The 25,051-nt window shown below is 55.9% G+C and carries 20 protein-coding genes; 16 read left to right on the top strand and 4 right to left on the bottom strand.

What is annotated here, in order from left to right; translation table 11 throughout:
- Positions 1-92 precede the first annotated feature (92 nt).
- The 3 genes from C7S18_RS19990 (at position 93) to C7S18_RS19980 (ending at position 4,729) form a co-directional block, all read left to right on the top strand.
- Complete coding sequence (locus C7S18_RS19990; RefSeq protein WP_106893225.1) at positions 93-1,742, top strand: fatty acid CoA ligase family protein; 1,650 nt, start codon at positions 93-95, stop codon at positions 1,740-1,742.
- A 1,403-nt stretch (positions 1,743-3,145) separates the two neighbouring features.
- Complete coding sequence (locus C7S18_RS24290; RefSeq protein WP_146152030.1) at positions 3,146-3,631, top strand: hypothetical protein; 486 nt, start codon at positions 3,146-3,148, stop codon at positions 3,629-3,631.
- 120 nt (positions 3,632-3,751) lie between these two features.
- Positions 3,752-4,729, top strand: coding sequence for a hypothetical protein (locus tag C7S18_RS19980; RefSeq protein WP_106893223.1), 978 nt, complete (start codon positions 3,752-3,754; stop codon positions 4,727-4,729).
- A 234-nt stretch (positions 4,730-4,963) separates the two neighbouring features.
- Here C7S18_RS19980 and C7S18_RS19975 read toward each other — a convergent pair whose 3' ends face one another.
- Positions 4,964-5,968, bottom strand: coding sequence for an IS5 family transposase (locus C7S18_RS19975; protein WP_106889619.1), 1,005 nt, complete (start codon positions 5,966-5,968; stop codon positions 4,964-4,966).
- 174 nt (positions 5,969-6,142) lie between these two features.
- Between C7S18_RS19975 and C7S18_RS19970 the strand changes: the two genes are divergently transcribed.
- Entirely contained in the window at positions 6,143-6,979 is an 837-nt protein-coding gene (locus C7S18_RS19970; protein ID WP_106893222.1) for an AMP-binding protein, read from the top strand.
- A gap of 1,013 nt (positions 6,980-7,992) precedes the next feature.
- Positions 7,993-8,997, top strand: a complete 1,005-nt coding sequence (locus tag C7S18_RS19965; RefSeq protein ID WP_106889619.1) for an IS5 family transposase — start codon at positions 7,993-7,995, stop codon at positions 8,995-8,997.
- Between the two features lie 142 nt (positions 8,998-9,139).
- Here C7S18_RS19965 and C7S18_RS19960 read toward each other — a convergent pair whose 3' ends face one another.
- The 3 genes from C7S18_RS19960 to C7S18_RS19950 all read right to left on the bottom strand — a co-directional run bounded on the left by C7S18_RS19960 (position 9,140) and on the right by C7S18_RS19950 (position 12,585).
- Positions 9,140-10,591 carry a KAP family P-loop NTPase fold protein gene (locus C7S18_RS19960; protein ID WP_170113378.1) on the bottom strand — a complete coding sequence of 484 codons (1,452 nt, stop codon included), beginning with the start codon at positions 10,589-10,591 and terminating at the stop codon, positions 9,140-9,142.
- 585 nt (positions 10,592-11,176) lie between these two features.
- On the bottom strand, positions 11,177-11,668 hold the full coding sequence (locus C7S18_RS19955) for a hypothetical protein (protein WP_106893220.1): 492 nt from the start codon (positions 11,666-11,668) through the stop codon (positions 11,177-11,179).
- Complete coding sequence (locus C7S18_RS19950; RefSeq protein WP_146152029.1) at positions 11,665-12,585, bottom strand: hypothetical protein; 921 nt, start codon at positions 12,583-12,585, stop codon at positions 11,665-11,667. Before C7S18_RS19950 ends, C7S18_RS19955 begins: the two co-directional genes overlap by 4 nt.
- Before the next feature lie 673 nt (positions 12,586-13,258).
- Here C7S18_RS19950 and C7S18_RS19945 point away from each other — a divergent pair.
- From C7S18_RS19945 to C7S18_RS19895, 11 genes are all read left to right on the top strand, one after another.
- Positions 13,259-14,431, top strand: a complete 1,173-nt coding sequence (locus C7S18_RS19945; protein WP_106893218.1) for a transposase — start codon at positions 13,259-13,261, stop codon at positions 14,429-14,431.
- A 60-nt stretch (positions 14,432-14,491) separates the two neighbouring features.
- Entirely contained in the window at positions 14,492-14,746 is a 255-nt protein-coding gene (locus C7S18_RS19940) for a hypothetical protein (RefSeq protein WP_106893217.1), read from the top strand.
- An 896-nt stretch (positions 14,747-15,642) separates the two neighbouring features.
- Positions 15,643-16,623 carry a hypothetical protein gene (locus C7S18_RS19935; RefSeq protein ID WP_106893216.1) on the top strand — a complete coding sequence of 327 codons (981 nt, stop codon included), beginning with the start codon at positions 15,643-15,645 and terminating at the stop codon, positions 16,621-16,623.
- A 29-nt stretch (positions 16,624-16,652) separates the two neighbouring features.
- Positions 16,653-17,561 carry a hypothetical protein gene (locus tag C7S18_RS24285; protein ID WP_146152028.1) on the top strand — a complete coding sequence of 303 codons (909 nt, stop codon included), beginning with the start codon at positions 16,653-16,655 and terminating at the stop codon, positions 17,559-17,561.
- Positions 17,551-18,483, top strand: a complete 933-nt coding sequence (locus C7S18_RS24280; protein ID WP_146152027.1) for a hypothetical protein — start codon at positions 17,551-17,553, stop codon at positions 18,481-18,483. The genes C7S18_RS24285 and C7S18_RS24280 overlap by 11 nt, the downstream gene beginning before the upstream one ends.
- A gap of 646 nt (positions 18,484-19,129) precedes the next feature.
- On the top strand, positions 19,130-19,594 hold the full coding sequence (locus C7S18_RS19925) for a hypothetical protein (protein ID WP_106893214.1): 465 nt from the start codon (positions 19,130-19,132) through the stop codon (positions 19,592-19,594).
- A gap of 507 nt (positions 19,595-20,101) precedes the next feature.
- The gene (locus C7S18_RS19920; RefSeq protein WP_106893213.1) at positions 20,102-20,503 is read left to right on the top strand and encodes a transposase; all 402 of its coding nucleotides are present in this window, start codon (positions 20,102-20,104) and stop codon (positions 20,501-20,503) included.
- 3 nt (positions 20,504-20,506) lie between these two features.
- Positions 20,507-20,758, top strand: a complete 252-nt coding sequence (locus tag C7S18_RS19915) for a hypothetical protein (protein ID WP_106893212.1) — start codon at positions 20,507-20,509, stop codon at positions 20,756-20,758.
- Positions 20,759-20,772: 14 nt separating this feature from the next.
- Positions 20,773-21,117, top strand: a complete 345-nt coding sequence (locus C7S18_RS19910; RefSeq protein ID WP_106893211.1) for a hypothetical protein — start codon at positions 20,773-20,775, stop codon at positions 21,115-21,117.
- Positions 21,118-21,486: 369 nt separating this feature from the next.
- Positions 21,487-22,464, top strand: coding sequence for a hypothetical protein (locus tag C7S18_RS24275; protein WP_146152026.1), 978 nt, complete (start codon positions 21,487-21,489; stop codon positions 22,462-22,464).
- Between the two features lie 1,148 nt (positions 22,465-23,612).
- Positions 23,613-24,209, top strand: coding sequence for a hypothetical protein (locus C7S18_RS19895; protein ID WP_106893208.1), 597 nt, complete (start codon positions 23,613-23,615; stop codon positions 24,207-24,209).
- Positions 24,210-25,051 lie beyond the last annotated feature (842 nt).

Genomic DNA, 25,051 nt, shown 5'->3' with positions numbered 1-25,051 from the left:
ATTGCCCGCTCCTGCCGTTTTGCCTGGTCCAAGGCAAACAAGCATGCCACGCCCGCTCGCCAAGGCCCTGTCAACACTGAGACAATGGCGGCATGACGGAGCTCTGTAACATTGCGGCAGTGCTGAAGCGGCGCGCGAAAGAATCGCCCGAGCGCATTGCCATTCGCTGCCCCAAGGCCTTTGGCGGCCGCGGCGTCATCGAGTACCAAAACCTCACGTACGCCGAGCTCGAAGCCGAGACCAACCGCATCGCTGCCGGCCTCAAAGCCTCCGGCCTGAAGCGCGGCATGCGCACCGCGCTGATGGTGCGCCCGTCGATCGAGCTCTACATCCTGATGTTCGCCCTGTTCAAGCTCGGCGCCGTGCCAGTGCTGATCGACCCGGGAATCGACAAAAAAGCCCTCAAAGCCTGCCTTGCCGAAGCCGCGCCCGAGGCCTTCATCGGCATCCCCTTGGCCCATGCCGCGCGCATTGTGCTCGGCTGGGGCAAAGAGACCATCCGCATCCACATCACCGTCGGTCGCCGCTGGTTCTGGGGTGGCAAGACGTACGACCACGTCCGCCAACTCGGCTTCGATCAAGTCGATTTCCCGATCGCCGAAACCGAGCAGAACGAACTCGCCGCCATCCTGTTCACGTCGGGCGCCACCGGTATCCCGAAGGGCGTGGAGTACCTGCACCGCCATTTCCTGGCCCAGGTCGTGATGATCCGCGCAACGTTCGGCATCTCGCCCGGCGAGATCAGCCTGCCCACGTTCCCGCCGTTTGCGTTGTTCGACCCCGCACTCGGCATGACCAGCGTGATCCCCGACATGGACCCGACCAAGCCCGGCAGTGTCAACGCCGAGCGCCTGGTCGAGGCGATCAACCAGTTCGGCGTCACGAGCCTGTTTGGCTCGCCCGCCCTGGTCGACCGCCTGGCCCGTTATGGCGAACAACACGGCACCAAGCTCCGTACGCTAAAGCGCGTGATTTCGGCCGGCGCGCCCGTATCACCCGATGTCGTCGCCCGCCTGTACCGCATGCTGCCCGACGACGCCAAGATTTACACCCCATACGGCGCCACCGAGTGCCTGCCCGTGTGCGCGATCGAAGGCCGCGAGATCCTCGATGTGGCCGAACGCACCCGCGAAGGCGCCGGCATCTGCGTCGGTAAGCCCCTGGCCGCGAACCGCGTCCGCATCCTCCGCGCGAGCGATGCGACCGTGTCCACCATCAGCACCCAAAACGAAGTCCAACCCGGCCAGATCGGCGAGATCGTCGTATTGGGCCCGACCACCACCCAGTCTTATTTCCGCCGCCCCGAAGCCACCCGCAAAGCCAAGATCGTCGAAGCCGACAAGCTCTGGCACCGCATGGGCGACCTAGGCTACTTCGACAACCAAGGCCGCCTCTGGTACGTCGGTAGAAGCGTGCACCGCATCGAAACCGGCAACGGCGTGTTCTACCCCGAACAAGTCGAAGGCGTGTTCAACCAACACCCCAAAGTCAAACGCACCGCCCTAGTCGGCGTCCAAATCAACGGCTTCCGCACCCCCGCCATCTGCGTCGAACTGATTCCCCATGTGCCCAAACAACAATGGGCCCGGATCAAGGATGAATTGCGTGCGATTGGTGCGAGATTCGCCGTGACCTCACCGATCCGCCACTTCTACCCACATCCAGGTTTTCCGGTGGATATCCGCCATAACGCGAAGATTGATCGCGTGAAGTTGGGGGAGTGGGTGGCGAAGAGGGTGTGAGGCCGCTGCCCAGCTGTCTGAATCAAGTCCCCGATCCGCCACACCCGGTGTTCAACACCACGATCGCCAATTCGCCCTAGCGAACAAAACGCAAAGCGCGAGACCAAACTCCCTCTCCCACGCGAGTGGGAGAGGGCCGGGGAGAGGGCTGCTTGCGACACCGCCCCGTCGCACAAAATCGCGCATCGCCACTCACTGTCCTCTGCACAAAAAATGCGCACAGAACATGCGCGCACAACGCCTACACCCAGTCGCAAGAATGAAGCATCACAGTCGTCGCCACATGATGAACTCCCAAGCCCACAAGCCATCAAAAAAGCCGATCTTGACTAAGCCCATTGTGACCGACCTCGCCAAACGCATCCAAGGCTTCCGAGAGGCCGCAAACTCGCACATGTCAGGCCAGCATCGATGGCCGCTCCGAAGCGACGGTCAACAGCTAAGATCATTTAGTGCAGGCAGAAAGGCGCCTGCTGAATGACGAAATTGGACGAAGCGCGCTGCACGCAATGATGCGAGACAAAGACTCCCGCATAAAACTGGCAGCAGCGAGCGCAATGCTGCCGACCGGCAGCCTCCGCGCGCGATTTGAATTATGGAAGATCGGGGCATTCAAGCAAGGCCCTTTGGGCCTCCTGGCAAAGTTGCGATTGCACGTTTGGAAAACGGAAAAGCGCTGACGCATCAATGAATCGATAGACGCGGATCGTCAGCCGTGCCGGGCCGACAACCCACCAAATCAAAGGGTTCCGCTCCCGCCAAGTGCGTCGAACTGACCACCCGTGTGCCAAGACAACAGTGGCACGGTATCAAGCATGAACTACGCGCGACTGGTGCCCAGTTTGCCGTTACCTCACCGATTTGGCACTTCTACCCCCATTCCGGCTTCCCAGCGGATTTCTGCCATAACGCGAAGATAGATCGGGCGAAGTTGGGGGAGTACCGGAGCTAAGACACCCGTAAATCCCATGAAGCCACTGCCCCAGAGCCGTCCCAGAGTAAAGTGCCGTGGTGCGGTGTCATGCGCAGCCATCAAAAGCGGCGTCTCGCGTGATAGCGGCTGAGTCGCGCAGCCGCTCTGTCTCGATTAATCGGTCAGTTGCAAGCCATAAGCGGAAGCCGAGCCAAGATAGGTTCGAAGCCGTTCACTCTGACCCCCTTAAAAAGCTGGAACGGCAGATGTGCGCGCTTGTTCGAGACAAACCTAGATGGAGGCGGTTGTTTGACATAACGTTATCGCGCAGAGCGGAAGCAGTGCGTTACAAACACAATGATAGAGCGCCCAGCGATTGCCGTCTGCACTTCGCATTTGATCACAACAAGGCTGCGACATACGGACGTTGCGGTCACCAAACTGCGATCATCGAACATGGAAGTTCGTGTCGCGCTAGGAGTCAATGGATATGATTCATTTTCATGCAAAAATGGCTGCAGTCGTCGTGGTTCTCGCCGGAAGTACAGTTGCCGCAGACGCATCAACGCTCGTGTGCGTTACGGGTTCGGTGAGTGGTGGCGGAACCAGCACGCCCTATGCGACCTGTTGGATCGAGGGCATACCCGCATTGGGACCGCCGCGTGGCATGCGGGAAGTTCGAATTGCCGATGGGGAGACGGCTCTGGGAGAGACCAACCTCCGATTGGGCGCTTTTGGAACAAAGGTGAGCTTGGATGGCAAGCGGATCTACAGCGACGCAGACAGTTGCTCTAGCATAACGTCGCAAGACATGACGTCACGAATGCCCCAAATCTGGACGTCTGCTGGTGTCTCGGCGCCTGCCTCAGGTTCAACGATCCTGTACTCAGTTGACGATGGCTATCGACAGTTCACGAGGCTTGGAAACGCGTACATCCTCAGTGGCAGCTACAAGTACGACGGTGGTCCCTGCTAACCTGTACGAGGCAGTGAGGATCAGTAGAAGACAACTCGCTCTGCCGGCTTACATGACATCGCAGATTACCGCGCTGTCTTGATACCTTTAAAGTCGTGAGCCGCAGATGAGCTAAGGGCGATGAGATATGCCGGGCATAACTCGCCCGGCATTACGGGAGGCTTGAAAGTGAAGTGGCGTTGGATCTCAATTTCAATCGTGACGTTGACAGTGATAGTGGGTGGCATTGTCCTGAACCGTTCGGCTGGCGACCAGTCGGGACTCATCACGACAGAAGCACCGCCCAGTCTCAGCAACGGTTCGCCGGATGCGCTCAAAGTGGCTGACAACGAAGACAAGGCCAAGATGCCAAAAATCAGCGGGGACGAGCTAGTTCCGGTGACCGGCGTGGACTCACTCGAAGCAGACGACAGAGGCGCAAGTCAATCGGTCATTGACGACATTCGAAGTAGAAATCTGCATCCTTCGGCTGAAGCAAGTGCAATGGCCTCAGCTTCTCGACTTTGCGTGTTTCTGCGGGAAAGCTACCCGAGCATCGAGCCCTCACTTTCCGAGACGCAGCGCCAAGGAGTTCGTTCAACACTTGAGCAGTTCACTTCCAAGCGTTGTGCGGGTGTATCTGAACTGGATGCCGATCTGGCGACAGAGGCGGCTGATCGGGTCAGGACGGAAGACCCTGACTTTGCCCTGTTGCAGCAGATTATCTCGCAGCCTGGCTACAGCCCTGAGAAGGCAGCGTCCCTTCAGTCCATGCTATCAAGCGCCAACCCAGAGGTACGCGCACTCGCCGCCGAGTCATTAGCAGGCGGGGGGTTCGAACAGAATCCATTGGCACACCGCGTCAGGGAAGTTGCCGACCCCAACTCAGAGCGTGGTAGAGACCTGCAGCAAACAGCAATAGGGTTGGCGCAGTGTCGATACCACAATGAGTGCGGCGCTGCCGGCGTTTGGGCGATATCGAGATGCCTCGAAGCGCAGAACTGCCGACCAGGAGAGGGTCTTGATCAATTTATTGTTCGCCGCTACGCGCCGGAAGAAGTTGCGGCAATCCGCGAGATGGCGCAGTATTTGATGAGCCTTGAGCCACCGAAGATCTAGAGGGCACTGTGGGGAAGCTATGAGCGCTGGAAGCTAAGCAAGCTAAGACACCCATAAGTCCTACGAAGCCTGAGCCACTAAGGAGGGTCTGAACAAGTCGGTTTTTGGCGATGGATTCCGTCCTCCGGATTCTCAGGCGGGTTTCGGTCGGTGATCCGTTAAGTATCCTTCCTAATCGGTATCGTTCTTCACTTGGGAAAGCGGTTCTGGCGCTACTTTGCCCCTCTTTCGTGATCAGCTCGCGAACTTCGGGCGCAACTCCCCTGCAGTTTCAAGTAGCACTTTTCTGACACGATGCAAATTGGCCAGCGCGAACAGGGTGACGATGTGACTGGTGTTCTTGGCCAATCCCTTGAAGCGCGCCTTGTTGTACCCAAAGAAGCACTTCACCTTCTGAAACGCATGCTCGACTCGCGCGCGAACCTGCGCCTTCCTACGCTCGATCTTCACGATATTGCTCTTTGCCCGACCTTCTTCCATCGCCTTGATCGCGCTTCGGCGCATCGCAATCCTCCACTCAGGGAAGCGCTGCTTGCGCGGATGGTTCTCGCGCATGTTTTTGTCGGCGCCCTGGTAGCCCGCATCTGCCCATACTGTCTCTTCCTTGCCGTGCAGCAGGCTTTCAACGTGATCAACATCGGCATCATTGGCTGCCGACGTCACCACTGTGTGGACCAGACCACTGTCAGCATCCACGCCAATATGCGCCTTCATGCCGAAGTACCACTGGTTGCCCTTCTTCGTCTGGTGCATCTCAGGATCCCGCTCACCGTCTGAGTTCTTCGTCGAACTCGGTGCCGCGATGATCGTCGCATCGACGATCGTGCCACGCTTCAGCAGCAAGCCCTTGCGCGACAAATGACCGTTGATCCGCTCCAGTATCGACGAAGCCAAATCATTCGTCTCAATCAGACGCCGAAAGTTCAGGATCGTCGTCTCGTCTGGAATGCTGCCGCTCAGCGTCAGACCGGCAAAGTTCCGAATCGACACGATCTCATACAGCGCTTCTTCCATCGCCGGATCGCTCAACCCAAACCAGTTCTGCATCAGGTGAACCCGGAGCATCACTTCAACGGGGTACGGGCGACGGCCGCGACCGGCGACCGGATAAACCGACTCAATGTCCTTCAGCAATGCTGCCCACGGCACGACTTGCTCCATCTCGGCTAGGAATACCTCCCGACGCGTCTGCTTCTTCTTAGCCGCATATTCCGCGTCACCGAAACTCATCTGGTCCATGCTGAAATAACCTCGCCGCAACACCTGTATCTAACCAGAAATTGCGGGACTTGTTCAGACCCTCCCTAAGCCGTCTCAGCGCAATCCGTCACCCTTGCGGTCGCTCAGACTCAGGAATTTCTGAGGCCCAAATCAGAAATCCCCGATGCGCCTGCATGACCAGCCTCGCCCGCCCTGGTCGACCGCCTGGCCCGCTACGGCGAACAACACGGCACCAAGCTCCGCACCCTAAAGCGCGTGATCTCGGCCGGCGCGCCCGTATCGCCCGACGTCGTCGCCCGCCTGTACCGCATGCTGCCGGAAGACGCCAAGATCTACACCCCTTACGGCGCCACCGAATGCCTGCCCGTGTGCGCGATCGAAGGCCGCGAGATCCTCGATGTGGCCGAACGCACCCGCGAAGGCGCCGGCATCTGCGTCGGCAAACCGCTCGCCGCAAACCGCGTCCGCATCCTCCGCGCGAGCGATGCGACCGTGTCCACCATCAGCACCCAGAACGAAGTCCAACCCGGCCAGATCGGCGAGATCGTCGTGTTGGGCCCCACGACCACTCTCTCGTACTTCCGCCGCCCCGAAGCCACCCGCAAAGCCAAGATCGTCGAAGGCGACAAACTCTGGCACCGCATGGGCGATTTAGGCTATTTCGACAACCAGGGCCGCCTCTGGTACGTCGGCCGAAGCGTGCACCGCATCGAAACCGGCAACGGCGTGTTCTACCCCGAACAAGTCGAAGGCGTGTTCAACCAACACCCCAAAGTCAAACGCACCGCCCTAGTCGGCGTCCAAATCAACGGCTTCCGCACCCCCGCCATCTGCGTCGAACTGATCCCCCACGTGCCCAAACAACAATGGGCCCGGATCAAGGATGAATTGCGCGCGATTGGTGCGAGATTCGCCGTGACATCGCCGATTCGCCACTTCTACCCCCATCCTGGGTTCCCCGTAGATATCCGCCATAACGCGAAGATTGATCGCGTGAAGTTGGGGGAGTGGGTGGCGAAGAGGGTGTGAGGCCGTTGTAATCCGAGGGTTCCCATGAACCGCTAGTGTAATCTCCAGGACAGCGGCTCTTTGGAATCACTGAGTTGGTGCGTACCCGTATCGCGCCTTCTCGTGCAATCACATGCTCACCATGAAAATTCAATCCAAGCGCAAAACTTCCAACGAAAGACACGAGGCGTGACTCAACAAGCGCCATCATGCTATTCGGAGCAGTCGCTAAATTGACTCGTCTCGCTTTGTTTCCAGCCAAACCGGCAAAGGTATCGATGCCAGCGGCAACCCACAACTCAATAACGACTGATGGATCGTGCGTAGAGAATTCAGTGCTCGATACTGATAGGGCACCGAGACCGCACAAAGCCATGCGCTGGCAATGATATCGCGATTCCTTTCGAAAAATTCCGGTTTCTCGGCTTGAGTAATCCAAGATGAGGAACGGCGTCCCCCAGTCAGTTGCTCAAGGAACAGATAAGCGTTACTACGCACAGCAGCTGACTCTTGGCTATCAGGCAACTTTGAAGACTCTACAAAGATCGCTGACAACCGACTAGATGCGTTCGCGTGAACATAAAGCGGCGAGAGCGGACTCTCAATGAGCCACGGCAGCAAGCCGTCGAAGGTATCTGTAGATGAAGCAGTTAGGAGTCCGCCTCGCTCGGAGAATAGGCGAACAACCCTTTCGAAAACTGGAGCTTCAAGCAACTTAATGACCTGCAGACGCCATCTAGCGCCACCGTGCAAAGACTTATGGCCTAGGCCCAGCTCCGCTCCCAAGCGCTTAATGTCCAATGCAGCGAAGACAGTTAAAGGGTCACTGCAGGCTGGAATCACTCGTTCAGCGAGCCGTGCCTCGACTTCTCGTAGCTGAATATCGCCAAAATTGGAATCGAAATGACTCCACTCACCAAATGTGCTGATTAGCGCGACGCAACTTGAAGATCTCCGCGAAGCCCCTAGGGAGGGTCTGAACAAGTCCCGCAATTTCTGGTTAGATACAGGTGTTGCGGCGAGGTTATTTCAGCATGGACCAGATGAGTTTCGGTGACGCGGAATATGCGGCTAAGAAGAAGCAGACGCGTCGGGAGGTATTCCTAGCCGAGATGGAGCAAGTCGTGCCGTGGGCAGCATTGCTGAAGGACATTGAGTCGGTTTATCCGGTCGCCGGTCGCGGCCGTCGCCCGTACCCCGTTGAAGTGATGCTCCGGGTTCACCTGATGCAGAACTGGTTTGGGTTGAGCGATCCGGCGATGGAAGAAGCGCTGTATGAGATCGTGTCGATTCGGAACTTTGCCGGTCTGACGCTGAGCGGCAGCATTCCAGACGAGACGACGATCCTGAACTTTCGGCGTCTGATTGAGACGAATGATTTGGCTTCGTCGATACTGGAGCGGATCAACGGTCATTTGTCGCGCAAGGGCTTGCTGCTGAAGCGTGGCACGATCGTCGATGCGACGATCATCGCGGCACCGAGTTCGACGAAGAACTCAGACGGTGAGCGGGATCCTGAGATGCACCAGACGAAGAAGGGCAACCAGTGGTACTTCGGCATGAAGGCGCATATTGGCGTGGATGCTGACAGTGGTCTGGTCCACACAGTGGTGACGTCGGCAGCCAATGATGCCGATGTTGATCACGTTGAAAGCCTGCTGCACGGCAAGGAAGAGACAGTATGGGCAGATGCGGGCTACCAGGGCGCCGACAAAAACATGCGCGAGAACCATCCGCGCAAGCAGCGCTTCCCTGAGTGGAGGATTGCGATGCGCCGAAGCGCGATCAAGGCGATGGAAGAAGGTCGGGCAAAGAGCAATATCGTGAAGATCGAGCGTAGGAAGGCGCAGGTTCGCGCGCGAGTCGAGCATGCGTTTCAGAAGGTGAAGTGCTTCTTTGGGTACAACAAGGCGCGCTTCAAGGGATTGGCCAAGAACACCAGTCACATCGTCACCCTGTTCGCGCTGGCCAATTTGCATCGTGTCAGAAAAGTGCTACTTGAAACTGCAGGGGAGTTGCGCCCGAAGTTCGCGAGCTGATCACGAAAGAGGGGCAAAGTAGCGCCAGAACCGCTTTCCCAAGTGAAGAACGATACCGATTAGGAAGGATACTTAACGGATCACCGACCGAAACCCGCCTGAGAATCCGGAGGACGGAATCCATCGCCAAAAACCGACTTGTTCAGACCCTCCCTAGCAAATGAAGGTGAGTGTCTTGATCGAAGAGATAGCACAAGAAAGACAGAGTCCTCTTAGCAATGTATAGGCATGCCTCGTACTGAACGGTGTCGAGCGAGTGCGCGAGGTTGCCTAAGGACTGACTGTAAGCCTTAAGGGACATCACTATGAGGCTCTCGGCTGCGTCTCCTACATCACAGTGACCACGTTCCGAGGCAGCGCGGATCTCTTCTGCAATATTCTGCGAGATCCTGTCTGAGTCCCAGCGCTCAATCAAAGACCGCAGCTCTCTGTAAGTAAATGCAGGCTCAGTAGTCAGGAGGCCCATCTCGTAAGAAATGCGTTCGTCACTGTGGTGAAGCCTAGCTTCTCTCACTGCTCCAACTAGCTCAGTAAGCCAAGACTTGAACTCGCTACTGGAATCTGAAGGCGAAAGCGAGTCTACTAATCCCTGGATTCTCAAATTCACTTGGTCATTGTCCAGAAAACTGGTGCCAAGGCTTTTGAAGACTACGAAGTCTTGCCCCAGGAATTCACGTTCTATTGCCAAGGAAAGTCTGGGCGCGACGATCCTCAGAACGCATTGGATCGCTAAAGCATACCAGTCGATCTCATCAGGGCCGTGACGCGTTGCTACCTCTCGAACTGAGCCTAGCGTCCTTGCGATAAGCTTGGCAGTCCTGGGGTTTGGTGGCATCCGACCGCATATCAGGTCTCTTGTTTCCTCGGGAATAAAGCTACAGCATTCCGCAAGAATACGACTTGACAGCTGTCTCATCTGACGTTGCGAAGGGGTTGGTAGCAGAAATGACACATCGACAATCTTCTCGATGAAGCGATCAGCAGCCTCTCCGTAAGATTTTGAGTATTCCCCAAGGGCGTTTGCGACTATGTCCTTGTCGAACGACAGAACGAATACAAAGTCAGGCCAGTCAAGAAGTTCACGAAGAGAAAGGAGCGCTTTAGGCAAAAGCCTTGGGTCGGCGCGATCGAGGTCGTCAATGAATACGACGACCCTTTGAAATCCATTCTTGTGGATGACGCCCACCAACTCATCGACGTCTTTTCTGCTGATTCTAAGGCTTGAAAGTGCCAAACTTCCGAGTGCTTGAGCTGAACTCCCCACTCCCGGGGCAGCTACATTCAATCCGGTAACAAGGGCACGGTCGGCGCCGGCACCCCTTGCTACCTTTGCTAGCTGTTGAACAAAACTCTTGATTAGACCAAGTGACTCTGCATCAATGTTCTTCTCGGTAAGAGAGTCCCGAAGGCTCTCATAGAGAAGGTCAATAACTCCAAGACTGCCGTCAGCATTCCATGCAGATAGGCTCACTACAAGATTCTTGCATTCCTCTTGCATCTGCCGGAGAAAATTGAGAACGCTCGTCTTGCCGGTGCCCCAACGACCGTAGATGCCAATTCGCGTCGACCAGCCAGCCGGTGCAGAATTGATCACTCTATGGATCGATCTAGCAACCGACCAGCGACCAAGGTCATCATCCTCGCGGGCAGAAACAGGCGCGTCGTGACCTGACACGCGCCGCGTTGTCCTCAAACTACCTTCTGACGAACGTTCCAAGTTGGCTTCCAAAGTAGCGTGCCGGCTGGCAGACCTAGCGTACTTCTTAGCTACTGCAGATTGTCAATAGACCATTCGACGCACTCATTCTCGACGGCAGAGCACCCTTACCCACTCGACACAGAGCCATTCAGAAGTCTCTCTGCAAAACCTCAGAAATTCGCCAATGCAAAGGAATTCACTAAGTCATTACAACCTGCCCGTTGCTCGCGCGCTTCGCCGAGCGTCGCGAAATTTGGCTGGATGGCAGTCAGCCGCTTTCACGGAACTGCTCGTCGAGCCAAAGGGGCAGCAGCCTTTCATTTAGCCGGGAGTTCCGAGCTAACTGAGCTAGCCGACAACGCCGCGCCGTGCGGCAACACACTCGGAAAAACGTCAAATCAAAATATCATCAATTAGGCCCCAAATCGCACAACCAGAGAAGCTTGAAGGATTCGAGGCTATGATTTCGGACGGAGGGCCCTATTGAGACTTATCCCGAATCAATCGCCGCGTCAGCCCTGCCAATAAACCTCTGTTCACTTCGTTCGCCAGAAGTACTTCCCCGCTCATCACGGAGATCCAAAGCGACCGAATCATTGAGAAAAGTGACAACCAGCAGAAAATTCCCAGCGCCCGAAGCAGCCACTGAGATTCATTCCGGAAGAATGCATGCACCATGAGGACGATCATTCCGGCGCACATAGTCAGGCATGCGCTGTACAATGAGTCGATAAGCGCATCATACTTTTGCCGTTCGGCATCACCGGATGTCTTTCCACCCGATTCGACTTCAGAAACAAGCTTCGGGAAGATTATGGCGACCCAGATTCCAAAGACTGTGACCGTAACGCCGGAAAGCGAAATCAGTGCAACCAAGATTCCAGTCATGCGTGAAGACGCAGCTACAGGCGTGAGCAAGCCCAAGAGGCAGCCAATCACTGAAAACACGATCGTTGGAATGGACCACTTCATTTCTCTTGAAGCCCCTTAATCAAAGAGTCAAGCGAACCGTCAATTGCTTTTGCAAGTGTAGGGAAATCCAATCTGTCATGCTTGTCAAATTGGATATTCAAATCAATCTCGTCTCGCGCGAGCCCGCCACTTAGCCATTTCACACTCTGAGACTCCTTGGCAAACGTGAACCCGATGTCAGTCGCGACATGTTTATCCCCATCTTGAAGGTGGCCAGAAATAATTGTGTTCAGCTGGGCCAATGTTAGCTTAGTCTTAAATTCGTACCGGAACGGAATGCTCGCCTTCAGTCGATTGTTTACTGGAAGGAACACGAACTCCCTGGCAGCGTCGAGAAAGGTCTTTTGTCCAGCGATAACCGGCCGAATGGGTACCTTTGCAACAACCTTCCGAATATCCGCACAACGATTTCGCAACAACTCGATGTTTGCAGGATTTCGAACTTCCCCTGTCGCGAAAAGTGGGAAAGCAGCCTTTGGATTCACAGTCCCGCCAATACCATATCCGAGGATGAGTGTCTGCTCCGCGCTGTCCCGAACAACCATCGGCGAGAATCCAGAAAGGAAGCCGGTGACGTAGCGCTGAAAAGCGGGACTGCCGTTTAGCCGATCGCTGTAGCGAAAATTGACTACATGTCCACTGGCAGGGACAACACAAAAATACGAGGGGTATCCCGGCATGTCCATCGCATCAATTTTGACCGGTGCAATCTTGGCCCGTCCGATAGGTGATCCCATTGGCAAGACGCTCACACCCTTGTCTTGCGTTGCGAGCTCATTCCACATGAAAAATAGATAGGCGTCGTGCTTCTTCAAACGAACGGCGTCAACACAGAATGCACGATGAAATCCATCATCTTCAGTTGCGGAGTACGTGCTTGATTCACCGACAGACTTGAGGCCTTTTACCCAATCCACGATGTCCGTCCACACCGAAGAGCTGGAATCGATCGCGGGAGCCTGATGAATCAGACTCTCGAAGTATCCACACTTCCGAATCTTGTAGAGTGTTACACACACAAACGCCATTTGATTCCCCAAACTCGCTGCGACTGCCCAGATCGATCCGGGCTGCGAAGTCGCCACGGTTTAAAGGGCCTAACCTGTTTATAGTGGGCTCTGGCTGCCTGCTGCAAGTACCCCTTCACACAGTGAGGGAGGTAAGACACCCAACGATTCCAGGAAACCTTCGCCACTGAGCCGTCTCAGAGCAATGAGTCGCCAATAATACTGGAAACCCGACAATTCAGAATTTTCTGACCCCAATCTCAGATTTCGGCCAATGCGCCGGGTCTGGCGGAATGGCAAGATCACCTGAACTCCCCGCCAAGGAAGGCGATCAGCAAGCCGCAAGCCCGCGAACGAACCGTTCCGACCGACTGCTCAGGCTATTACCACTGCGTCAGTCGCTGTGTCCGACGACAATCCCGGACACCCAACAATTCAGAAATTTCTGACCCAAATCTCAGGGACCATACCGGACACCCAACAACTCAGAAATTTCTGACCCCAATCTCAGATTTCCGCCAATGCGTCGGCTCTGGCGGAATGGCAAGATCCCCTCAACTCCCCGCCAAGGAAGGCGATCAGCATGCCGCAAGCGCGCGAACGAACCGTTCCGACCAACTGCTCAGGCTATTACCACTGCGTCAGTCGCTGTGTCCGGCGGGCCTGGCTATGTGGCTATGACAAGGTACACGACAAGAATTACGACTACCGCCGCCAGTGGGTCGAGGACCGGCTGATGGCGTTGGCCGAAGCCTATTCAGTCTCGATCTACGCCTATGCCGTCATGAGCAATCATCTGCATGTGGTGGTGAAGGTCGATGCGGTGGCCGCACAGGAATGGTCGGATGAAGAAGTGGCTCGGCGGTGGTGCCTGATGTTCCCGGGTTCCGACGATCCGGAGGCACAGAAGGCGCGTATCTCCAACATCGCTGCGGCGCCAGAGCGGGTGGCAACGTATCGGGATCGGCTGCGCAGTTTAAGCTGGTTTATGCGCAGCCTCGCCGAGCCGATTGCGCGGCAGGCCAACCGGGAGGACGACTGTACCGGGCGGTTCTGGGAAGGCCGATTCAAAGCCCAGGCCTTAGTTGACGAACGCGCGTTGCTGGCGGCCATGGTCTACACCGACTTGAACCCGATTCGGGCGAAGATGACCGAAAAGACCGTCGAGTCGAAGCACACCGGCGTTTACCAACGCATCGTCAAGATTCGTGCGAAAGAGTTGCTGCGATTCCGACCCGTTCGGCCGATTGCCGGCATGCCGCAGGAGGCGTTGAGTCTCAGCAACAAAGCCTACCTGCAACTGGTGGACGACACCGGCCGCCAACGGCACCGAGGCAAGTCTGGCCGAATCGCCGCCAGCACGCGATCCATCCTGGCTGAACTTAAGATAGACCCCCAACAATGGGATAACCAAGTCCGTGGCTTCGGAACGCGCCGCGTCACCGCGATGGGTGCGCTGGACCGACTGATTCAGTTCGCGCGACACGCAGCGGCACTGGCTGGTGGGATACGAACTAGCGCGCCGGGCATATTGGCTAGCTATGGCGTTCTGACTTTCACCGGTCCCCTCTCGATCACCCACGCAATCTCAAATTGGAGCGCGCTGAGCGCTGCTGCGTTCGACCAGACCAGTCGGTGGGTCATCGTCAAATCCCACGTCGCTGGCAGCTGCGAGGGGCATTGCACTTTAACCCTCATCTGGCACGTCTTCGCCCCGTGTAGCAAGCGCGCCCTGCCGACTCGACCGCAAGTCTAATCACTCGAATCCCGATCGCGGGAACATCGCCTCGCGACGCCGGTCCGGCGAACTACATGGATGTCCACCAATACCTCCCGAAGCGAAGCGGTCAAAGCCACCACGCATGCTGCTCTCGATGACGCCTACCGCGAATATCCAGAGCGCCTCGTCAACGGTGCGCCGAAGGCCAAGGCGGCGCCCGACATCGTTTACATCAACCCACTCGCTGCGTCCGTGGTGACTGTCCCGCCCGTGCCGCAGCAAATCGAAGTCGAAGTCACTACGCGCCAATCGATCCAAGCATGCATCGACCAGGAGGCAAAAATACACTGAACTCGAAAATTACTGTCTCAAAGCTATTGACGCGTTCCGATTGGCGAGCTGTGGCGGTCTGACCCGCACCGACCCCGGCGCGATCATCTAACCAACCTCCAATTGGAGCGCACTGAGCGGTGTTGCGTTGGACCACGCCTTTAGGTGGGTAATCTTCAAGTCCAGCTCCGGTGGCGGCAGCGCGTGTGGCATTGCACGGTAACCCTAATCGGGAGCGTTTCTGCCCCTTTTTGCAAGCGCTCACTGCAGACTCGACCGCAGGTCCTTTCACTAGACTCCCGAACACGGGAACAGCGCCGCACCTAGCTGGACCGGCGAAACACATGGATGTCCGCTAATCGAAACACATGGATGTCCGCTAATCACCCCTTCCGCTAATCACCCCGATGAGGGCTTGCTCAACTTCGCACCTGCCAAGGATGGCGAGGACTTTCCAGAATAGGGTTTGAGCGAAGAGTTCCAAGCGGAGCTGTCAGCGAAGTAGGACTTGACGATTGCCGACCGAATGGCATGGACGAACGCATCAGCGTTCAGTGCGCTTCATTTGGAGCTTGGGTGGATGATTGAGAGGGGAATTGCGATGTTGGCCTCACGAACGATCGCGCGCTGGCGGGATGTTCATCGGCTTCTGAGACGGGCTACAGAGGCGATGTTCCTTGATCACAGATTCCCGTGCATTGGGTGATTTCTGAAGGACCCACAGAAATCCTTGAGACGAGCCGGTCTGTTGGAATCTCTCGCCCTAGAAGAAGCTCAACCGCTTGGTTAAATAGGTGTCTATATTCAAACTCGAGAAATCCGCGCAAATCACGGCTCTACTGCCAGCGTATTTCAATTGACCCATTTCGTTACGGCGCCTAGCATACTGGCCGTCTGTCACAAACAGTGTCCATTCAATGAATGTAAAAGCGCGCACTACACTTCTTATCTCGCTCTGCGTCGCTGCAATCGCAGCGATCGCGATTGCTCTAGCCTTCTTTCGTAGTGATGAGGGCAATCAACCGCAGAGTGATCAAAAAAATCAACCGCAGTTACCCTCCCAGGCCGACTCGGACCCGGATTCGGAAGCGCTTCTCGAAAGTCACCAGTTCGAGAAGGCGATTGTTCCGAGTAAGAGCGCAACGCCAACTCGCGATGCCCCAGTTTTCGATTACGCCCCTTTGGCCGAATCATTTGAAAGCCGACTAGAACAGGCAATGCACGATCCCTTGACCGCATGCCAGCTGCTCTCCGATGTCGAGCGTTGCCGTGTTTATCGCGAAAACGCTAAGTACGTTGGCTCAACAGAGAAACCCAGGCTCACGCAATACAATCGCGCTACTTCTGTGGAGGATATTGACCGCGCGGATTTTGAGATGTACGGCGCTACATTTGAGAACACTAAGAGATTGTGTGACGGCTTTAAGAACTTGACCGACGGTCGCATGTCAAACGTATGGCGAATCGTTCGGGATCGTGTTGACTCGCCGATTGCGAGTTATGCGGCCTACCTGAATACGGCCATCGATCCCGGGCATCCTGAAGACCTAAATCTACTCGAAGACCGTGCACAAGGCGGTGACCTCGTGGCCGCGTTTCTACTCTCTGGAGAAGTATCCTCTATTAGGACGCTGTTACAGGCGAGTGAGGAAGGCAGAGCAAAGATGTACTTCTGGCGACGGGTTGTGGCGAAGGTTTCAAAGCCCTCGGGCGCTGTTTTGGACTTTAGCGTCGGCGACAAAACTCTCAAGGGCTCGCTTACTGATAGTCAGCTTTCACAACTGAATGCCGATGCTGACGGCGTTTATGTGCGGATGTATGAGAGTCGATCCCAGCCAGACCCGAAGCACATTTTGCGCACTCGTCTGGATCGAGCTTCCTGTAAGTCCAGGCCTTAAATCCTTCCAGTACAACCTTGGGTGAACGTATGTTGCCGGATTCGGTAGGGATTCGCTTTGTCCGAGTTCCAGTAGCGGGAACGCACCTGTTTGGCTGGCTGCCCGAGGGTTTCACGCGAGCGCCTTGCGAGTTCGACACTCAATCGTGTTGTTCTATTGTCGACTGGTCAGCAATTGGTAGCGCGTTTGATGTCGCGTTCTCCCGGCGGCAACTTGAGACCCGTGGCAGCTTTCGGTCGGCTCAGAGGCTTCTTTCGTTTGCAAGGGCATTAGCGCAGATTCGTTCGGGCAAGAGCGTAATCGAACTCGCCCTGGAGTTTGCAAGTTCTATTGGAGCGCGGGTGAGAGACTACCCGCTTTGGATAGGCGCAGCGGTTCCTGAGTCCGATTCAGCACACGTCTTTCCTGGCCCGGAAACGTTCGAAGTCGGCTTCCAAGATTGGGAGCAAATGCAGTCAGACTCGACCGGATGCGCAGTCTGTCAATCGGTTCAAATCTACCTTTGGGTCGTTGCATTCCATTTTCTGACCGACGGAAACGGCCGCTTTGCTCGATTGGCAGCAATGAAGCACCTATTCGACAGAGGCTACCGCCCATCGAACGTGTTTGCTCTTGGGAATGCTTTTGCGTCGTTTGACCACACTGACGTCTTTCTCCGACCAAAGGGAACGTCCGATCTTTCTAGTTTCGCACATAGAACGGCGCTTAAGGGGATTGATGAACGAACATTGCAGATTCCAGAACCGAAGGATCCTGCTATGAGAACGCTTGTGCGTCGTTTGCGAGTATCAGGCAACGTAGATGTTGGGGAATTTTTGACAAAGGAGCGCCTATCGGAGACACGTTTTGGCTGTTTGTTACGCCGTAGTTCAATGCCTGTCGGAATTTCTAATGGGCTTTTATATCTTGACGTTGAGGAGGTTTTTAATGGAAGTTGATTTGCCTAGGTTAGTGAAAATCGGTCTTTTATTTGGCCTTGGTTCTTATGGCGGCTTGCACTCCAATTATGCAAGTGCGAGCCCCTCGAGCCTGATTTGCCAACCAGGAGACTATACTTGCGGCGAGTGGCAGGACATGCCGGAGTGCGTTGGAGTTCCAGACAGTAACTCTACGCATTGCAATGTTATTGGGTTTTGGGTGCCCGGCATTCAATCCATCGTGGAATTTCGTACCCCCTCTTGGGATCATGACCATTTCTCTTGGACGGGTTGGTGGGATGACAATGGCTCAAACGATTGGGAAGGACCGACCCTCGGTGATACGTCGGGGCCTAATGGCGACGACACGCTGTGTTCAGCAATGAGGGCTGATGGCCCAAGCGGATGCGATAACGATGACACCTATTTTATGCCTAGTCTTGGGGTGGCAACTGCGCTTGGAAATGACACACCCGACTTTGATCCTACGTCCGGGGTTGGTAGGTTGATGTCGGCAGGCGCAAATGGAGCTCTTTCGAACTACATGGAGCGATACGCCAACGTTGGAGACCATCCGCTCCCGGACATGTACTTCGAGCAGATTGGCGTTGAGCTCCTTGCCGAAGCGTCGCAAGAGTGCATGCAGATTGGAACATCATTCTGGTCGATAGTTGGCCTTTCCGTCGATGCGTTCAATTGCTATGTCGGCGTTCAGGTGCTTGGAAATGAGCTTGGTATCAACAACTGGTACTCGCGGATGACCGAATACCTTCAATCTCGAAGTATCGTTCTTGAGGGCGCAGGCGTTGGCGGGCTCACTTCCGCAGTATTGGGTTCGTCCCAACAGAACTCAATTCGAGAGCTACAGAATGCGATTGAACATAAGGCCGAATGCCAATCCTATTTTGACGACTTGGCGCGAAACGGCTGCACGAATAACTAGATCGCTCATCACGTTTCCTGAAGGCCTTAGTCTTGACGTCCTGCCCGGCTCTCGCTCAGCGTGTGCCCGACTTGGACTCGCATGTTGAAGGACTTCACTGGGACGGTTTGATTTGCTCCCCCATGGGCCCGTGGGGGAACAATCCAACGAACTGACCATCAACCGGCACTTTACGGTCACCTAATGGCCCCACCCGCGGACAAGATCACTTCATCAGCTTCACTGCCCGTGTGGTCATAGATAAACGCACGAGGCTCGCGTCCACCATCGAAGTGGACCTCAACCCTACTCGTGTATCCGTTCAATTCAAGCTGCTTGCTGCGGAACGCGTCAATAGCTTTGAGACAGGAATTTTCGAGTTCAGTGTATTATTGCCTCCTGGTCGATGCATGCTTGGATCGATTGGAGGCGCAACTTGGGACACCCAACAATTCAGAAGTTTCTGGCCCCGATCTCAGATTTCAGCCAATGCGCCGAGAGAAAGATAAGACACCAGAAAGATAAGACACCCATAGGCCCCAGGAAAACCGCGCTGCTGATGCGTCTCAGAGCATGGCGCCCGACGCGCCAAGTCGTTCCCCGACACCAAGTGGTCCACCACTCGAAAAGGGTGTGGTAACGTCAATTCTCCCGCGGAATAAGTCATATGAGACATGCCCTGACGACGATTGCATTGACCTTGCTATTGGCAACGTCGGACACAACCGTAGCCTCACCAGAACCACCCGCGCCGGCTTATCCGTTTGAAGAGGCAGATCGGCTCTGCCCAGACCGCCACCTCGTGCAAACCTATGCTCCCAGCACGAAGGATCTCTTTGCTCAGGTTCAGTCAACGACTTCCGACCCGCTTTACGGCGTGGGCACTGAACCCGAGCATTCGTCGATCACAAACACCCTGCCAGTTCTGACGCTGTCCATTCTTAAGAGCGGTGAGGTAGCCGCCGCGATGATCAAGGACGGGACAGGTAACGCGTCGGTGGACAAGCTGTTGGTGTCCTGGGCTCGCCGAATCAAGTTTCAGTCAGACCGCTGCACGTTGTATCGGACTCGTTATGCTCAAATGCCAGTAAACCTCGCAGAGGTGCTCCCCTCGGCCCTTTCGGCAGAGTAAGGAAAGGGTGTGAAAGCGGGAAAGGTTTAGACACCGATGAGTCCCAGGAGAAACCGCGCTAGCGCAGAAACTGCGACACGCATGAGATCAAGTCATCCTGAACCGAACTTCAGACATCTACGACTGCGCAAGTGCTTCCGGTGAGGCAGACGCCGAGGCAGTGCCGCCAAGCAAGGCTCGGCAACAGAGGAGCGTCATCAACTACTCAGTCGAGTGCAGCACCCTGGATATCAAACACCCTCAACCCTTCACCAGAAAGTTCGCACGTCATCCGTACATAGCGTCGCTCCTGTTTACTGATGACCTGCGAGGAAGCCGATGCGAGGAAGCCGAGACACCCATAAATCCTAGGAAAGCCGCGCCACTGAGCCGCATCAGAGCAATGTGCTGCCTCGAAGTTGGCGCGGCCTCAGAAAGTTCTGAGGGACTTTTCAGAAATCGCCCAATGCGCAGGAGTCGCCGGTCAGGGAAGATTCCCTAAACCCACCGCCAAGGAAGGCGATCAACATGCCGCAAGCGCGCGAACGAACCGTTCCATCAAATTGCACGGGCTATTACCACTGCGTGAGCCGCTGTGTTCGTCGGGCATGGCTCTGTGGTTATGACAAAGTCAGGCGGAAGAATTTCGACTATCGACGAGAGTGGGTCGAGGAACGTCTGTTGGAACTAGCCGAAGCTTACTCGGTCTCGATCTACGCTTATGCGGTGATGAGCAACCATCTGCACGTCGTTCTGAAGATTGATGCGCAAGCGGCGGCGGGTTGGTCCGACGAGGAGGTCGCGCGCCGCTGGTGCTTGGTGTTCCCAGGCTCGGACAACCCAGAAGCGGTCAAGAAGCGGATCGCCAACATTGCCCCTGCGCCAGAGCAGGTGGCGCTATATCGAGACCGCCTACGCAATCTGAGTTGATTTATGCGCAGCCTGGCTGAGCCAATCGCAAGGCAAGCCAACGCCGAGGACGATTGTACCGGTCGCTTTTGGGACGGCCGCTTCAAAGCGCAAGCGTTGGTCGACGAGCGGGCCCTGCTGGCCGCGATGGTCTATTCCGACCTAAATCCGGTCCGCGCCAAGATCGCCAAGGACCTGCCAAGCTCAAACCACACCGGTGCGCAAAAGCGTATTGTGCTGATCCAGGCCAAGAAGCTCGCGGCACCACACCGCTAACCCCGATCGCCGGCGTGAAACAAAATGGCTTGAGCCTCAGCAACAAGGAATACTTGGCCCTGGCCGACGACACCGGTCGGCAATGGCCACGCCGCAAGCTCGGCCGAATCTCTCCGAAGGTGCGATCCATCATCACCGAACTGAAGGTCGATCCAAACCAATGGCAGGAGCAAGTACGAGTATTCAGCAAGAGCAATGTCGCCACCGTGGGTCCCTTGGACCGACTGGTGCTAATTGCCTTCGATAAAGGTCGGCACTGGTCGGCTGGCTATAGCCTTGCGAGAAAAGTCTACCGGGCTGCGCTGTGTTCTGACCGCTGGAAGTGCTACGACCAACCCGCGCAATGGCGTTCCTCGTGATCTGCGCAGACCGGAGCGCTTAGTGCCAATCGCCCCAGTCGCCTGCCCGGTGAAACGCCAATATCAAACGAGGCGAAAACAAGCGAGGCTAAAGCGTTGGCAGCCCTTCCTCACTTTGCTGGAAGAGCTCTTTCCACGCGCCCGATCGGTCGGACATTGTTTTGGAATACCGCAATGAACTTAGCAAGTTCCGCTGCCACCTGGATGCATCGGCCCAGTTGTGCGAGCACTTCTTCGGAGTTGTGTGAGTCTCCGAGTGGTCCTTCGATTGGTCCGCCGGGGATTCACACAATTCCGCGCACAAGTACGATTGCATCGAATCGGACGCCCTCATACGATGCGCTCTGAACAAGAACGAGCCTATCGAAAGTGAAGAAGCGTGTTTTAATCATCACTTTGCCCGCGCTAGCGGTCGCAATCGTCCTTCTGCACTTGCGCCGTTCGCCGGATACCATCCCTGAGATGGAGCCAGAAGTCTCACCGACAGCTCCGATCACGCTGGTACCAAAGCAACCAACAGGCCAGACGAATAGTGAACCTTCGGATTCGGCACGCCCCATCGACGCGGCCAAGCCCAATCCAGGATTCAACGACGCCTCAGCATTGCGCAAGGGCAAGACCGAAGGGTCAGGTCAAACCAATGACGCGTGGAGCACGTTTTCTGATCGTTTGGCGACAGCAAAGTCTGGAAATGCCCATGAAGCATGCCTATTGCAACGCGATCTCCAACGTTGCAAGTCCTTGCAGATGTTTACTGAGAGCGAAAAGGGTATTGGCGCTCTCGTGCATGCAAAATCAGAGACAGAGCTGGCAAGCGCGGAGCGATTGCTCTTTGGTGACTCCATCGCAAACACACAACTATTCTGTGTCGGATACGATAGTTCAATGTCAGATAAGGGTATTGAACTAGACCTGCTTCGGGCAGCAGCGAACGATGATCGATACTCGTCACAGGTTGATGCGGTTCTCAGACTGCCAACTGGTATCTCTCCGGAGCAGCGTTCAGAAGCGTTGGTGCGTTGGTCAAACCGGAACGATCCCCGCGCCGCGTGGTACTTAGTAAAGAAGTCACTTCTGCCAAAGGGCGAGACCGGTCTTGGAAGCGTATCTGATCGAGACCTATTTCGAGCGCTTCGGCTAGCGCAGCTCTCGTTCGATGACTGGCAGGACTCGGATCGGATCGGCAAGCTGCAGCAAAATCTAGAGTCTCGACTCGGGCCAGAAAACGTTTCGACGCTTGATGCTGAAGTTCGTGCCGCAATTCCTCCAGAAGCCATTTCTATCTATCCACGAGATAGCAAGCTCTTAGTGGGCATTCCGACGCCTGGAATAGCCAAGTGCGAATAGGAAGCCAAGACGACGATGGACGCCCCGGTCTAGTAAAGAGGCTTCTTGCCGAGAAAATGCGCCTTCTTGAGGTAACTTCGGTGTTTCTGAGCAAATCCATCCGTGCCGGACCGGTGGCGCCGGGGCTTGATAGGTGCGGAGCAAGACGGAGAAGCAAGACACCCACAGATCCAAGGAAACGCGCGCCATTAAGCCGTCTCAGAACAATGAGTCTCCGCTGAGACGGCGTGACCTCAGAAATTTCTGAGCGCAGTTTCAGAAATCGCCCAATGCGCGGGTGTGGCCAGTCAGGGAAGATCGCCTCGACACCCCGCCAAGGAAGGAGGTCAACATGCCACAAGCGCGCGAACGAACCGCTCCACCAAACTGCACGGGCTACTATCACTGCGTCAGCCGCTGTGTCCGTCGGGCATGGCTCTGTGGTTATGACAAAGTCAGGCAGAAGAACTTCGACTACCGCCGCGAGTGGGTCGAGGCGCGTCTGCTAGCAGCGGAAGCTGAAACACCCATGAATCCCAGAAAACCCTTGCCGCTATGCCGTCTCAGAGAAATGAGCCGCCGCCAAGACGGCGTGGCCTCAGAAAATTCTGAGGCCCAAATCGGCCAGAGCGGTATGACACCCATAAGTCCGATAAACCCTCACAAGTGAACCGTCTCAGTGCAGCTTGCTACAGCTGGTGCTGGTCCGGATTCAGTGAATTCTGGAAAAGAAGCCAAGGCGCCCAAAATCCCTCAGAAAGCCCGCCTCACAGGTGCGCCTCAAGACCCCGGGAGCAGCGTTATGCGCAGGTCAAATTGCTCGCAACCCTCAAGCCATCCCACATTGAGCGCCTTGCGCCTGTTGCGCAGGTAGACTGATGGCGGGACTGAAGGTCCAGGATGCACGAATTCAGTCCCTACCAATGGGGATGTCGAAGTCGCGGCGCGCTTGATCAGTCTGCAGTGAGATTGTCTGCTTATAGGCCATCCGCTAAGAGATCGATGGGGATGAAAGGGGGCAGTGTCGGTGGCAATGTCGTTAGGGCCGTCTGGATCAACGATACTCAAATTGCCAACACTGGCAGCGTTTCCTACCGTAGCGAGGGCGACGCACAACCCAGTGTTCTTGTATCGTGTCCCGTACTAATTGTTCTGCATCGGAGCATCGCATGAAATGCCGCTCATTTCGGGTTTGGCTTGTCGCGCTGTTTGCATTGACAAACTCGGCGTCGGCAGAGGTATTGGCCATGGACTTTTCAGACCTGCGGTCGGCGGAGCGGCTTCCCTATAGCTGGGACTATTACAGCGAAATTGAACATAAGGGTGTGGTATCGGAGCTGCGGATGAATACCTGTTTGAAAAAGAGCGATTTGCTCAAGAACTTTCCAGTCGGCACTGCACGCAACTACTATTGGAACTATGTCGCGGCCAAGCAACAGCAGCGCAATGCCAAGCTCCAGTCACTCGGCAGTATCGATGGGATCAAGATTTCTGAAATCTTGATCACCTTCTCAGAGCCGGTCGACTTCGTCAAAATCCTAGCGTTCAGCCCCGTTGGCAGTAAGCGACTCTGTCCTTTCATGCTCGTTTCCGAGTGGGAGTGGCTGGTTCGATACAGCCCGAGTAGCATCGTTAACGAAGGCGGCCAGCAGGTCATTCTAACCGCGCTGTGGGACGAGGTTGCCTTCAGGGTTCGCGGGCCGATGGTCACACGATTCGTGATCGAGTCAGGTCGGCCCAAGTTCTTGTCAAGTGGCCCAAACTAACTACGGCTTGGTCGACGATCTGCCTGGGAGGGTCGCCCGACCCGAAGCATCCGAGCCGAATCGTAGAATTCGCCAAACGCATCCAGCAATATGCAGACGAAACTGCAAGTAACTCCTAGCAACCCGACGTGCGCACCACACCCCAGACCTAAGGACTCGTCATGTGAATGGGGTACCGGTCTCTTTGTACAGTGGGTGTCAAGTCTGTCTCCCCAGCGTGGTAACTCTCTGGCGCTGCACCTTTGGCAGCCTCGGTATCCCGGAGCGATGGCATTGGGGCGGACGCGTCTGACCCTGGCAGTGTGCGAGCGCGTGGGCTGAGTTTCATAAGTTGCTTGGGGAGCCTCTAAACTTGTTCCGCGGCTCAGTGGCCGAAAGCCGAGACACCCAGCAAGCTAAGAAAAATCGCGCCACTAAGCTGTCCGAAAGCAAGTATTCTTCCCTAACATCGCGACATGACCGAAATTCCTGAGCGCACTCTCAGATGTCGCCGAATACGGCGGCGGCGTCGATAAGCAAAGATTGATTCGACAACTCGCGAACGAAGGCGATCAACGTACTGCAAGCGTGCGAACCAACGGTTCAGTCAAAGCCGATGCGCTACGACCACTGTGTCATCCGAATGGTCCGGCGGACTTGATTCTGTGGCAGCGAAAGCTGATGGTCGCACGCAAACCTGAAGTTCGATACCTTTGGCTGGTGCGGCTTTGGCCGAATGCGTTCGCAGTTCGAATCTCCAGTGGAGGAGGGCCGATAGAAGGATCAGACACCCAGCGCTGCCGCAATTGACCTCTCGTCACCCCGGACTTGATCCGGGGCGAGTTTAAACAGCCGAACGGCGG

Origin of the sequence: Ahniella affigens (assembly GCF_003015185.1) — a bacterium.
Classification (GTDB): Bacteria; Pseudomonadota; Gammaproteobacteria; order Xanthomonadales; family Ahniellaceae; genus Ahniella; species Ahniella affigens.
Note: the sequence above shows the minus strand (reverse complement) of the source record. Positions and strands in the feature narration are given on the sequence as shown.

Excerpts from the sequence above, each read along its gene's own strand:
- C7S18_RS19990 (WP_106893225.1), top strand. The coding sequence starts at position 93 with ATGACGGAGCTCTGTAACATTGCGGCAGTGCTGAAGCGGCGCGCGAAA.
- C7S18_RS24290 (WP_146152030.1), top strand. The coding sequence starts at position 3,146 with ATGATTCATTTTCATGCAAAAATGGCTGCAGTCGTCGTGGTTCTCGCC.
- C7S18_RS19980 (WP_106893223.1), top strand. The coding sequence starts at position 3,752 with ATGAGATATGCCGGGCATAACTCGCCCGGCATTACGGGAGGCTTGAAA.
- C7S18_RS19975 (WP_106889619.1), bottom strand. The coding sequence starts at position 5,968 with ATGGACCAGATGAGTTTCGGTGACGCGGAATATGCGGCTAAGAAGAAG.
- C7S18_RS19965 (WP_106889619.1), top strand. The coding sequence starts at position 7,993 with ATGGACCAGATGAGTTTCGGTGACGCGGAATATGCGGCTAAGAAGAAG.
- C7S18_RS19955 (WP_106893220.1), bottom strand. The coding sequence starts at position 11,668 with ATGAAGTGGTCCATTCCAACGATCGTGTTTTCAGTGATTGGCTGCCTC.
- C7S18_RS19945 (WP_106893218.1), top strand. The coding sequence starts at position 13,259 with ATGCCGCAAGCGCGCGAACGAACCGTTCCGACCAACTGCTCAGGCTAT.
- C7S18_RS19940 (WP_106893217.1), top strand. The coding sequence starts at position 14,492 with ATGTCCACCAATACCTCCCGAAGCGAAGCGGTCAAAGCCACCACGCAT.
- C7S18_RS19935 (WP_106893216.1), top strand. The coding sequence starts at position 15,643 with ATGAATGTAAAAGCGCGCACTACACTTCTTATCTCGCTCTGCGTCGCT.
- C7S18_RS24285 (WP_146152028.1), top strand. The coding sequence starts at position 16,653 with ATGTTGCCGGATTCGGTAGGGATTCGCTTTGTCCGAGTTCCAGTAGCG.
- C7S18_RS24280 (WP_146152027.1), top strand. The coding sequence starts at position 17,551 with ATGGAAGTTGATTTGCCTAGGTTAGTGAAAATCGGTCTTTTATTTGGC.
- C7S18_RS19925 (WP_106893214.1), top strand. The coding sequence starts at position 19,130 with ATGAGACATGCCCTGACGACGATTGCATTGACCTTGCTATTGGCAACG.
- C7S18_RS19920 (WP_106893213.1), top strand. The coding sequence starts at position 20,102 with ATGCCGCAAGCGCGCGAACGAACCGTTCCATCAAATTGCACGGGCTAT.
- C7S18_RS19915 (WP_106893212.1), top strand. The coding sequence starts at position 20,507 with ATGCGCAGCCTGGCTGAGCCAATCGCAAGGCAAGCCAACGCCGAGGAC.
- C7S18_RS19895 (WP_106893208.1), top strand. The coding sequence starts at position 23,613 with ATGAAATGCCGCTCATTTCGGGTTTGGCTTGTCGCGCTGTTTGCATTG.